Raw genomic sequence first — 11,616 nt, 5'->3', positions numbered from 1 at the left:
GCCGGCAAGACGACGCTGTTCAACCTCGTCACGGGCGAGATCACGCCCGACTCGGGCTCGATCTCGCTGTTCGGCGAGACCATCACCAAAACGGCTGTGCGCGACCGCGCCCATCGCGGCATGGCGCGCACCTATCAGATCATCACGCTGTTCGGGCGCGACACCCTGCGTCGCAACGTCATGCTGGCGCTGCTCGGCCTCTCCAAGCGGCGCTGGAACCCGTTCATCGATTTCGAGCGGCAGCGCGATCTCGTCGAGAAGGCCGAGGCGGCGCTCGCCATGGTCGGCCTCGCCCATCTCGCCGACCGGCCGCTCGCCGAGACCTCCTACGGCGAGCGCCGCCGCGTCGAGATCGCCATGGCGCTCGCCCAGAAGCCGCGCGTGCTGCTGCTCGACGAGCCCTTCGCCGGCCTGTCGATCGACGAGCGTCAGGACGTCCACAAGCTCCTGATGGCGGTGCCGCGCGACGTCACCATGGTGATGATCGAGCACAACATGGACGTCGCGCTGGAGTTCGCCGAGAAGATCACGCTCCTCAATTTCGGCGAGGTGATCGTCGAGGGCACGCGCGCCGAGGTGGTCGCCGATCCGCGCACCCGGGAGGTCTATCTTGGCCACTGACGCACTCGCGCTCGCCGGTGTCGACGCCTATTACGGCGACAGCTGGATCCTGCAGGGCGTGTCGTTCCGGCTCGGCGAGGGACGGCTGCTCGGCCTGCTCGGCCGCAACGGCGCCGGCAAGACGACCTGCATGAACGTCGCGGTCGGGCTGCTGCCGCCGCGCCGCGGCAGCGTGCGGGTGTTCGGCGACGAGACGTCGCGTCTCGCCCCCGAGCAGATCGCGCTGCGCGGCGTCGCGCTGGTGCCGCAGGGCCGCCGCGTCTTCCGCAGCCTGAGCGTGCGGGAGAACCTCGTGGTCGCCGCGCGAAAACCGGTCGGCGGCGGGGCGGCGGCGTGGACGCTCGACACCGTCTACGCGATGTTTCCGCGGCTCGAGGAGCGCAAGCATCAGATGGCGGCGCACTTGTCGGGCGGCGAGCAGCAGATGCTGGCGATCGGCCGCGCCCTGATGTCGAACCCGCGCGTGCTGCTGATGGACGAGCCGTCGGAGGGACTGGCGCCGCAGATCGTCGCCGACGTGATGGCGACGGTGCGCAAGCTCAAGGCGAGCGGCCTCTCCATCGTGCTGGTCGAGCAGAATCCGAAGCTGGTCTTCGACGTCGCCGACGACATCGTCATCCTCGACACCGGCCGCGTCGCCGTCGCCGCGACCACGTCGGAGGTCGAGCACGGCGTCGATCTCGGCCAGCATCTCGGAGTGTTTTGAGCACCGCCGTACCGAGCAGCCACCGACTGTGCTCGTCCTTTCCGCGTTCGTCATGGCCGGGCTCGTCCCGGCCATCCACGTTTTTCGTCCCGATGCGGTCGTGAGACGTGGATGCCCGCGACGAGCGCGGGCATGACGACGCAGGGGCTGACGGGGTTGCCCTCACTCCTCCGTGTCCGCCAGCAGGGCGGCGTTGCCGCCGATCGCGGCCGTGTTGATGGTGACGGTCTGCTCGATCGCGAAGCGGCGCACATAGTCGGGGCCGCCGGCCTTCGGGCCGGTGCCGGAGAGGCCGCTGCCGCCGAACGGCTGGGTGCCGACCACGGCGCCGATCATGTTGCGGTTGACGTAGACGTTGCCGTGGCCGAGCCGGGCGATCGCACGCTCGGCCGTCGCGGCGATGCGCGAGTGGATCCCCAGCGTCAGCCGGGTGCCGTTGCGGGCGATGTCCTCCAGCAGATCGTCGAAGCCGTCGGCGCGCCAGCGCACGACGTGCAGGACGGGTCCGAACACCTCCTCGCGCAGATCGCTCGCCCGGTCGAGCGCGATCACGGCGGGCGGCACGAAGGTTCCGCGATCGGGCAGCGGCCGGTCCTCGTCGGCGCGCCACAGGACGCGGCCCTGCTCCTCGGCCCGGTCGAGCCAGGCGAGGAGGCGGTCCTGCGCATCGGCATCGATCACCGGGCCGACATGGGTCGCAAGGCTGCGCGGGTCGCCGATCGCCAGCTCCTTCGCGGCGCCGACCAGCATCGTGATCACGGGATCGGCGACGTCCTCCTGCACGCACAGGAGCCGCAGCGCCGAGCAGCGCTGGCCGGCGGAGCGGAACGCCGACGTGATCACGTCGTCGACGAGCTGCTCGGGCAGGGCCGTCGCGTCGGCGATCATGGCGTTGATGCCGCCGGTCTCGGCGATCAAGGGCACCAGCGGCCCGTCGCGGGCGGCCAGATCCTGGGCGATCGCGCGCGCCACCGCTGTCGATCCCGTGAAGGCGACGCCGGCGAGCCGCGCATCGGCGATCATCATTGCGCCGACGTCGCCGTCGCCGGGCAGCAGATGCAGCGCCGTTGCCGGGATGCCGGCGGCGTGCAGGAGACGCACCGCATGGGCGGCGACGAGCGGCGTCTGCTCGGCCGGCTTCGCCACCACGGCATTGCCGGCGGCGAGCGCCGCCACGACCTGGCCGATGAAGATCGCCAGCGGAAAGTTCCACGGGCTGATGCAGGCGACGACGCCGCGCCCGCGCCGCCGCAGCACGTTCGACTCGCCGGTCGGGCCGGGCAGCGGCTCGGGCGGCAGCGTGCGGCGGGCCTCGAGCGCGTAGTAGCGGCACAGGTCGACCGCCTCGCGGACCTCGGCGAGGGCGTCGTCGAGCGTCTTGCCGCCCTCGGCCTGGAGGAGGGCGATCAGCGGCCCGCGCTCCGCCTCGATCAGGTCGGCGGCGCGCAGGAGCGCTGCCGCCCGCGTCTCCAGCGCCGTCGCGTCCCAGCCCGGAAAGCCGGCCGCGGCCGCCGCCATGGCGGCCGTGACGATCGCCGCGTCGGCCTCGGTGACCCGGCCGATTTTTTCGCCGTCGATCGGCGAGATGACATCCCGGACATGGCCGGGCAGGGCGACGCCGTCCACCAGCGGGGCCGCGTCGCGCGCATCGGGCAGTCGCGCCGCGGCGACGAGCGCCGCCAGGCTCTCGGCATGGCCGAGCTCGACGCCTTCGCCGGCGCGTCGCCCCGGATGGATGTCGCAGGGCCGCGGCAGCCGGGAGTTTCTCGCCTGCGCGGCGCTGCCGATGATCTCGGACGGCCGCTTCAGCACGGTGGCGAGCGGCACGGCCGGGTCGGCGGCGCGCGACACGAAGGAGGAGTTGGCGCCGTTCTCCAGGAGCCGCCGCACCAGATAGGCGAGCAGGTCGCGATGCATGCCGACCGGGGCGTAGACCCGGCAGGCGGCGGCGGGCTCGTCGGCGAGCAGCCGCTCGTAGAGCGCCTCGCCCATGCCGTGCAGGCGCTGGAACTCGTAGCCCTCGGTGCCGCCGGCGATCTCGATCAGGCTCGCGATCGTCAGGGCGTTGTGGGTGGCGAATTGCGGGGAGAGATGCGGCCGCGCCGCGAGCAGGGCTCTTGCGCCGTCCAGATAGGCGAGGTCGGTCATCGCCTTGCGGGTGAAGACGGGATAGTCGGGCAGGCCGCGCTCCTGCGCCCGCTTGATCTCGGTGTCCCAGTAGGCGCCCTTCACCAGCCGCACCGGAATGCGGGTGCGGTGCGCACGGGCGAGGTCGGCGAGCCAGGCGATCACGGCGCCGGCACGCTTCTGGTAGGCTTGGACGGCGAGGCCGAGCCCGTCCCAGCCGGCGAGGTCCGGTTCCGCCAGCAGCCGCTCGAAGAGGTCGAGCGACAGCTCCAGCCGGTCGGCCTCCTCGGCGTCGATGGTGATCCCGATGCCGTGCGCGCGCGCCGCGCAGGCGAGGTCGACCAGGCGCGGGCCGAGCTCGGCCATGACACGGCGCTGCGACACCGCCTCGTAGCGCGGATGCAGGGCCGAGAGCTTGACCGAGAGGCTCGGCCGGTTGGTGCTCTGCGCCGCCGCGGGGCCGGACCGCCCCGCCATCGCGGCGAGCGCGGCCGCGTAGCTCGCGGCGTAGCGCTCCGCGTCGGCGGCCGTGCGGGCGCCTTCGCCGAGCATGTCGAACGACCAGCGCAGTCGCGGCTGCCGCTCGGCCCGGTGGACCGCCTCGCCGATCGTCTCGGCGAACACGAAGTGGGTTCCGAGAAGCCGGATCGCCTGGCGCACCGCGGCCCGCACGGCCGGGCGGCCGAGCCGGGCGACCAGCGGCGCGACGAGGCCGTGCAACGTCTCCTCGGCGGCGACCAGGCGGGCCGACAGGCCGAGCGCGGCGGCGGCGACCGAGCCGACCAGGGTGCCGGAGCGGCCGGCGTGATGGACGAAATCGGCGGCGCGCAGCCGGTCCTCGATCAGCCGGTCGGCGGTGGCGTCGTCGGGCACCCGCAGCAGCGCCTCGGCGAGCACCATCAGGGCGAGGCCCTCGCGGGTGGAGAGGGCGTACTCGCGCAGCAGGTCGTCGATGCCGCCGATGCCGCCCGGCCGGGTGCGCACCGCCTCGACCAGCCGGGTCGCCCGCGCCTCGATCCGGGCCTCGGCCGCGGACTCGAATTGCGCGCCGGCCAGGAAACGTTCGGCGATCGGCTCGTCGGGCGGCGCCAGCGGCGCCCGGAACGGCCCCGGGCCGGAGGGCGGGTGCGACGCCGGCATGGCCGCCTCGTGCGTGCTCATCGTGACCTCCGCGACCCGGGCTCGCGCGTTCGCTGCCGGGGATGAACGACCGCCGTCGCGGCTGCGACACAGTGTCGGGCCGCCGGACCCCGGCGGGCCACGAAATCGCGCGCCAGATCAGCGACCGTGTGGCATCGTCCCGACGGTCGATGGCGTATCGCGGCGCGGCACGACGGTCGGCCAGGGGCGGGGCGCGAGCCCGGTCCCGGATGCGAGACTGGAACAAGGGCAAGAACAATGCGCATGGGCAGGCTCCTGCGGCGCCTCCTGCTGTTGCCGGCGACGGCCGTCGTGGTCGTGCTGGCGGCGGTCTCGATCCTCGCCTCCGCGGCGGCCGCGCAGCCCTATGTCAAGTTCACGCTCGACGGCCGCATCGACAGTCGCGCCGCACCGTTCCTGCTCGCCCTCGACCGGGGCTGGCTGAAGGCCGAGGGCCTCGACGTCTCGATCGACCCGGCGACGTCGCCCCAGGAGGCACTCACGCGCGTCGCCGCCGGCACCTACGACCTCGCCCTCGTCGACATCAACGCGCTGATCAAGTTCCGCGATCAGACGCCCGGCGTCGCCATGCCGGCCGTGTTCATGGTGGAGAACCGGCTGCCCTTCGCCGTGCTGGCGCGGCGCGGTCGCGGCATCGTCGGCCCGAAGGAGCTCGACGGCAAGCGGCTCGGCGCCTCGACGGCGGACGGCTCGCTGACCTACCTGCAGGTGTTCGACAAGCTGAACGGCATCGACCCGGCCCGCCTGCGGCTGGAGACCGTCGCCCTGCCGGTGCGCGAGCCGATGCTGGCCTCCGGCCAGGTCGACGCCATCGCGGCGCGCACCGCCACCGTGGTCGATCTGCGGGCCCGCGGCGTGCCGGCCGAGGACATCGTGGTGCTGCCGATGGCGGACTACGGCGTCGTCCTCTACGGCCAGGCGATCGTCGCCAGCGCGCGGATGGTGGCCGAGCGCGGTGTCGCGCTGCGGTCCTTCCTGCGGGCCGCCGCGCGCGGTCTCGAGGAGACGGCCCGCGACCCCGCCAAGGCGATCGACGTGGTCGTCCAGCGCACCGATGCGTCGTCGCGGGCGCGCGAGCTGGCGAAGCTGGAGATCGACCTCGCCGGCAGCCTGGTGACGCCGGAGGTGCGCGAGAACGGGTTCGGCGCGGTCGACATGGCGCGGCTCGGCCGCGCCATCGATCAGCTCGCGCTCGGCACCGAGCTGCGCGTCAAGCCGAAGCCGACCGATGTGTTCGATCCATCCTTCCTGCCGCCGCTCGACGAGCGGCTGCCCCCCGGCGGCGCGGCGCGCTGACAGCTAAAAACGGCGAGGCCCGGGGCGCTCGTGCGCTCCGGGCCTCTTGTATTCTGGGCCTCGTGAAGTCCGAGGCTCTCGCGGGCGCCGCTTCAGGCCACCGACTGCATCCCGGAACGGGCGGCCGCCCGCAGGTCGGGCGTGCGTCCCTCGGCGGCGCGGCTGTCGCCGCCCGCCTTGACGGTGCTGCGCGGCCGCAGCGTCTCGGCCAGCACGGCGACGAGATCGTCGCGCACCACCGGGTCGGCGTCGGTCCCGGTGCAGATGCTGCAGGCGACGTCGGCCAGCGCCGGCAGGTCCGGGTCGTCGCAGATCGAGCCGGCGTCGGCGAGCGTCCGCGTCATCGCGGTGACGCCGAGCCCCGCCGCGACGGCGCGTCGCAGCTCGTCGATGTGGCCGGCCATGAAGACTATGTCGAAGCTGCGCCCGGCGTTTTCCAGCGCGGCGACCATGTGACGGTGGAACATGCAGGTCTCGCCGCGGCTGACCAGCGGCAGCGGCTTGCCGGGATCGAGCCCGAGCGGCCCCCGCGTCCACACCAGATCCTCGCGCCAGTGATGGCTCGCCATCTCGTGCGGGTGCGGGCTCGTCATCGCGACGACGACATCGATCTCGCCGTGCTCGAAATCCTGCAGGAGCGTGGCGCTGCAGCCGGTCTTCATGTGCAGCCGCACATCGGGCCAGCGCGCCCGGAACGCCGCCAGGCTCTGCCACAGCGGCAGCCCGATGAAGTCTCCGGGCAGGCCGAAGCGCAGGAGGCGGCCGCGGCCATTGCCGTGCGCGAGCGACACGATCTGGTCGTTGATGGCGAGCAGCTTGCGCGCCTGGCCGACGACGTTGCCGCCCTTCTCGGTGAGGCTCACGCCGGGCGCGCTCTTGTCGAGCAGATCGAAGCCGAGCAGGAACTGCAGCCGCTTGATCTGCGCGCTGACCGCGGGCTGGGTGACACCGAGCTTCTGGGCCGCCTTGGTGAAGCTGCGCAGATCGACGACCGTCAGCAGCGTGCGCAATAGCTCGGTCGGAATATTCGTCATCGAAAAACCCGCTGGTGCCGTGGTGCAGTGCGCTCGATCGGCCTTGCTCCTGGCTCGATCGGGTCAGCGTGCCAAATCTCGCGGACAATCAATTTGATCTAGGTCAGTTCGCGCGCTGCGGTGCGGGATTTTCAGCGTGGCAAAGCGCCTCGTGACGGTGGTGTCTCGGTAAGCTGTTCTGGTCGGGGTTTGGGGTCGCAACACGTGTTTCTCCCGGGCCGTCGAAACCGTCCCGTGTCGCGCGCCGAACGTGCGCCCGCGGACTCGCAATGCGCGGGCTGCCGTCACGGTCGAACTTTGGACGCTTTCCTCCGGCTTGGCTGTCGTTCGCGCCGGTCGGAGAGGGATTTTTGCGTTCGCGCATCCGATCGGATTACACTGTCCCGCCCGTGACCGGAATCCGGGCGCGAATTCCTCACTACGGGGCTGGTCATCCGATGCGCGTGTCGTCTCCGCTCGTCGTTCTCCCGGCCGCCGTGGGCCTCGCGCTCGCGGTCGCCACCGCCGATGCGCGCGCCGCCGGAGAGGCGCTGCTGCTCGTCGAGGCCGACACCGGCAAGGTGCTGAAGGCCGAGAACGCCACGCATCCGTGGTATCCGGCCTCGGTCACCAAGCTGATGACCGCCTACGTGACCTTGCGCGCCGTGAAGGAAGGGCGAATCACCCTCGACTCGGTGTTCACCGTGTCGCCGAACGCGGTCGCCCAGCAGCCGACCAAGATGGGCTTCGCCACCGGCACCCAGATCACGGTCGACAACGCCCTCAAGATGATGATGGTCAAGTCGGCCAACGACATCGCCGTGGTCCTGGCGGAAGGCGTCTCGGGCTCGGTCGAGGCGTTCGCCGACGAGATGAACGCCGCCTCGGCGCGGCTCGGCATGACCCAGTCGAGCTGGGTCAATCCCAACGGCCTGCCGGCCGACGGGCAGATCACCTCGGCCCGCGACATGGCGATCCTGGCTCGTGCGGTGCTGCGCGAGCTTCCCGAGTACGAGGGCTACTGGGGCATCCCGGCGATCCGCTTCGGCAAGCGCATCATCCGCAACACCAACTCGCTGCTCGTCCGCTATCCGGGCGTCGACGGCATGAAGACCGGCTTCATCTGCGCCTCGGGATTCAACGTCGTCGCCACCGCGACGCGCGACGACCGAAGGCTGATCGCCGTCGTGTTCGGGGCGCGGTCGTCGGCGGTGCGGGCCGCCAAGGCGGCCTTCCTGTTCGAGAATGCCTTCACCAACACCGGCCTCGGCTGGCTGGCACCGTCCTACGGCAACGTCGCCTCGCTGGCGCCGATCGCGGCCGAGCCGCCGAACCTGCGCGAGGAGATGTGCGGCAAGCACCGCCGCCGTCCGGCCGCCGAGGACGCCGACGACGACGAGATCGCCGGCGTGCCGGGCAGCGCCGGAACCGGCGAGCCCGGTGGCGTGCAGGCGCTGCTGTTCCCGGGCGCCCGCACGGCCGGCACCAAGGCGTCGGCGCTGGTCGCGCAGACCATCGCGGTCGGGCCGCCGATCGACGTCCATGTCGGGCCGCCGCGCCGCGGCGGGGCCGCGCTGGCCTCGACCGGGGCGGGCCGGATCGTGCCGCCCGCGAAGCCCGATGCCGGCGCCGCGGCGCCCGCCACCGCCACCAAGCCGGCGGGGCCGAAGCCGGCGCCGAAAGGTCTCGTGGCGTTGCCGCAACGCGGACCGACCGCGGGCGCCGTTCCAGCGCCGCCGCCCAAGCCCCGCGTGGTCGCGCCCAAGCCGGCGGTCGCGCCCAAGCCGGTGATCGCGCCCAAGCCGGCCGGCACCGCGGCCGCGACCCCGGTCGACGCCAAGCCCGTCACGGCCAAGCCGGCGACCCCGAAGCCGATCGCCGCAAAGCCGAAGCCGACCGCCGCCGCGACGAGCCCGGCCGCGACCTCCGGCGACAAGCCGAAGCCAACGGGCAGCGCGCCGAAGTCCGCCGCCGCCGGATCGGCCGCGGCGCCGCCCAAGCCCGCCGCCGCGCGCCCGGTCGCCTCGCCGGCCGCCAAGTCGACCGACGGCGGCGACAAATCCTCCTCGACGCGGACCCAATGACCGAGCCATTCGATCAGCGGACGCGGGGCCCGGTCGCCCCGCTGCCGCTTTCCGTGCTGACCGGCTTCCTCGGCGCCGGCAAGACCACGCTCCTCAATCGCCTGGTGCACGATCCGGCGCTCGCCGGCACCGCGATGCTGATCAACGAGTTCGGCGAGATCGGCCTCGACCATCTGCTGGTCCGGCCGGTGCGCGACGGCGTCGTGATGCTGTCCACCGGGTGCCTGTGCTGCACGGTGCGGGGCGACCTCGTCACCGCGCTGGAGAGCCTGCTGCGCGACCGCGACAACGGCCGCCTGTCGTTCGATCGCGTCGTGATCGAGACGACCGGGCTCGCCGATCCGGCCCCGATCCTGCACACCCTGATGGTGCACCCGTATCTGGTCATGCGGTTCCGGCTCGACGGCGTGATCACGGTGGTCGATGCCGTGAACGGCGCCGCGACTCTCGACGCGCATCCGGAGGCCGTGAAGCAGGCCGCCGTCGCCGACCGGCTGGTGATCAGCAAGACCGATCTCCTCGACACGGCCGAGCGCCGCGCCGGCTTCGCGCGGCTCGCGGCGCGCCTCGCGACCCTCAACCCGGCGGCACCGCAGATCCCGGTGGCCGACGCGGCGCCCGCCCGGCTGTTCGACTGCGGCCTCTACGACCCGGCGACCAAGACCGTGGACGTGCGCCGCTGGCTCGCCGCCGAGGCGGTCGAGGCGCCGCACGACCACCACGGCCATCACGACCACCATGATGATCACGACCCTCATGATCACGACCATGATGACGGGGATCACGAGGGACACGGCCATGCGCCGCACGCGCCCGGCCATGCTGCTGGCCGGAACGGCCACGGCCACCATCATCACGGCCATCACGGCCACGACCCGAACCGCCACGACGATCACATCCGCGCCTTCACGCTGTCGACCGACGAGGCGGTGCCGGCTGCCGCCTTCGACATGTTCCTCGAGCTCCTGCGCTCGGTGCACGGGCCGGAGCTCCTGCGCCTCAAGGGCATCGTCAAGCTCGCCGAGCAACCCGACGCCCCGATGGTGATCCACGGCGTCCAGCACGTGTTCCATCCGCCGGCGCAGCTCGCCGCCTGGCCGGACGACGACCGGCGCACCCGCCTCGTGCTGATCGTCCGCGACATCGCCGAGGCGCGCATCCGCGAGCTGTTCGCCGCCTTCCTGTCGGCGGTCGGGCCGGACCGGCCGGACCGCGCCGCCCTGGTGGACAATCCTCTGGTGCCGTTCGGCGGCATCGACCGATGAGCCGATCATGAGCGCTTCCGAGCCAACCGACGCCGCCGGCCTGCCGGTGCCGGGCGATGTCGTCGCCTGGTGGGTCGGGCTCGGGCCGGCGCGCTGGTTCGTCAAGGACCTGGCGCTCGACGACGAGATCCGGCAGCGCTTCGGCGCGGCCCATGCGGCCGCGGCGGACGGCCGGCTGGCGGCGTGGGAGGAGACCGCGGACGGCGCGCTGGCGCTGCTCCTCCTGCTCGATCAGTTCCCCCGCAACATGTTTCGCGGGTCGCCGCAGGCCTTCGCGACCGATCCGTTGGCGCTGGCGATCGCCGAGCGGGCGATCGCGCGCGGCCTCGACCGCGCCTTCGACAATCCGGTCCGGCGGTTCTTCTACCTGCCGCACATGCATTCCGAGGACCTCGCCGACCAGGAGCGCTGCGTCGCCCTGTGCCGGGCGGCCGACGACGCGGAGGGTGTGCATCACGCGCAGGTGCATGCCGACATCATCCGGCGCTTCGGCCGCTTTCCCCACCGCAACCCCTTGCTCGGGCGGCAGACCACGGCCGACGAGCAGGCGTTTCTCGACGCCGGCGGCTTCGCCGGCTGAGCCGGGACGACCCGGGGTGGCGCGAAAACGAGCCGCGTGCGGCGGCGAAAACCGCCGTGGTGCCAAGGTTTCGTCGATTTTGGCGTGTTGAAGACCCGGGGGACCGACGTTCACACGAACGCCGTGTGCACACGAACACCGTTTGGAGCCGACCGATGATCGACACCACGCGTGCAGGCCGCAGCGGATGGCTGGCTCTCGCCGGACTGCTGCTCGGCGTCGCCCCCGCGCTCGCCGCCGAGCCCGCCGGCCCGACCGGCGAATGGATGGTCGCCGACGGCGTCGCCAAGGTCCGCATCGAGAATTGCGGCAACAAGCTCTGGGGCCTCGTCTCCTGGGAGAAGGAGCCGGGCGGGATCGACCAGTACAATCCGGATCCGGGCAAGCGCGCGCGGCCGACGCTCGGCATGCCGATCCTGCTCGGCATGCAGCAGCAGCAGCCGGGCCGCTGGGACGGCGAGATCTACAACGCCCAGAACGGCAAGACCTACTCGGCCAACATCAGGCTCTCCAGCCCCGACCAGCTCGAGCTGCAGGGCTGCGTGCTCGGCTTCCTGTGCGGCGGCCAGACCTGGACCCGCACCGCGGCGGCGCTGCCGACCCAGAAGCCGGCCGGCGCCAAGCCGTCGACCGCCAAGCCGTCGGCGCGCGGCACCACCGGCCAGGCTGCGCCGGGCGAGGTCGGCGCGTCGAAGAACTTCGAGACCGTCAAGGACGTCTGCACGGCGGTCGCCGACGCCACCGGCCTGCCGGTGGTCGCCGA

The 11,616-nt window shown here is 72.5% G+C and carries 9 protein-coding genes; 7 read left to right on the top strand and 2 right to left on the bottom strand.

Annotated elements, in window-relative coordinates; translation table 11 throughout:
* On the top strand, window positions 1–621 hold a 621-nt coding region (locus ABTU92_RS01230), incomplete at its 5' end, for an ABC transporter ATP-binding protein (RefSeq protein ID WP_408086869.1).
* Entirely contained in the window at window positions 611–1,327 is a 717-nt protein-coding gene (locus ABTU92_RS01225; RefSeq protein ID WP_408086867.1) for an ABC transporter ATP-binding protein, read from the top strand. The genes ABTU92_RS01230 and ABTU92_RS01225, both read left to right, overlap by 11 nt.
* Window positions 1,328–1,489: 162 nt before the next feature.
* On the opposite strand, the gene putA is transcribed toward ABTU92_RS01225, so the two are convergent.
* Window positions 1,490–4,615, bottom strand: a complete 3,126-nt coding sequence (gene putA / locus ABTU92_RS01220; RefSeq protein WP_408086865.1) for a bifunctional proline dehydrogenase/L-glutamate gamma-semialdehyde dehydrogenase PutA — start codon at window positions 4,613–4,615, stop codon at window positions 1,490–1,492.
* 243 nt (window positions 4,616–4,858) lie between these two features.
* On the opposite strand from putA, the gene ABTU92_RS01215 reads away from it, so the two are divergent.
* Window positions 4,859–5,911 carry an ABC transporter substrate-binding protein gene (locus ABTU92_RS01215; protein ID WP_408086863.1) on the top strand — a complete coding sequence of 351 codons (1,053 nt, stop codon included), beginning with the start codon at window positions 4,859–4,861 and terminating at the stop codon, window positions 5,909–5,911.
* Window positions 5,912–6,003: 92 nt separating this feature from the next.
* Here the strand turns inward: ABTU92_RS01215 and ABTU92_RS01210 are convergent, their stop codons facing one another.
* Window positions 6,004–6,945, bottom strand: a complete 942-nt coding sequence (locus tag ABTU92_RS01210; protein ID WP_408086861.1) for a LysR family transcriptional regulator — start codon at window positions 6,943–6,945, stop codon at window positions 6,004–6,006.
* A 437-nt stretch (window positions 6,946–7,382) separates the two neighbouring features.
* On the opposite strand from ABTU92_RS01210, the gene ABTU92_RS01205 reads away from it, so the two are divergent.
* From ABTU92_RS01205 to ABTU92_RS01190, 4 genes are all read left to right on the top strand, one after another.
* Window positions 7,383–9,008 (top strand): serine hydrolase, encoded by a 1,626-nt coding sequence (locus ABTU92_RS01205; RefSeq protein ID WP_408086859.1) that lies wholly within the window; start codon window positions 7,383–7,385, stop codon window positions 9,006–9,008.
* Window positions 9,005–10,273 (top strand): CobW family GTP-binding protein, encoded by a 1,269-nt coding sequence (locus tag ABTU92_RS01200; protein ID WP_408086857.1) that lies wholly within the window; start codon window positions 9,005–9,007, stop codon window positions 10,271–10,273. Before ABTU92_RS01205 ends, ABTU92_RS01200 begins: the two co-directional genes overlap by 4 nt.
* Before the next feature lie 7 nt (window positions 10,274–10,280).
* Window positions 10,281–10,853 carry a DUF924 family protein gene (locus ABTU92_RS01195; protein WP_408086855.1) on the top strand — a complete coding sequence of 191 codons (573 nt, stop codon included), beginning with the start codon at window positions 10,281–10,283 and terminating at the stop codon, window positions 10,851–10,853.
* A 155-nt stretch (window positions 10,854–11,008) separates the two neighbouring features.
* Window positions 11,009–11,616, top strand: a 608-nt coding sequence (locus tag ABTU92_RS01190) for a DUF2147 domain-containing protein (protein WP_408086853.1), incomplete at its 3' end; no start/stop codon positions are given.

This window comes from Rhodoplanes sp. SY1, from assembly GCF_046000175.1.
Taxonomy (GTDB): Bacteria; Pseudomonadota; Alphaproteobacteria; order Rhizobiales; family Xanthobacteraceae; genus Rhodoplanes.
The sequence above is the reverse complement of the archived record's forward strand: the minus strand, read 5'-3'. Positions and strand labels throughout refer to the sequence as shown.

Coding starts and splice junctions, on each gene's coding strand:
- putA (WP_408086865.1), bottom strand. CDS start 4,615: ATGAGCACGCACGAGGCGGCCATGCCGGCGTCGCACCCGCCCTCCGGC.
- ABTU92_RS01210 (WP_408086861.1), bottom strand. CDS start 6,945: ATGACGAATATTCCGACCGAGCTATTGCGCACGCTGCTGACGGTCGTC.
- ABTU92_RS01215 (WP_408086863.1), top strand. CDS start 4,859: ATGGGCAGGCTCCTGCGGCGCCTCCTGCTGTTGCCGGCGACGGCCGTC.
- ABTU92_RS01200 (WP_408086857.1), top strand. CDS start 9,005: ATGACCGAGCCATTCGATCAGCGGACGCGGGGCCCGGTCGCCCCGCTG.
- ABTU92_RS01195 (WP_408086855.1), top strand. CDS start 10,281: ATGAGCGCTTCCGAGCCAACCGACGCCGCCGGCCTGCCGGTGCCGGGC.
- ABTU92_RS01205 (WP_408086859.1), top strand. CDS start 7,383: ATGCGCGTGTCGTCTCCGCTCGTCGTTCTCCCGGCCGCCGTGGGCCTC.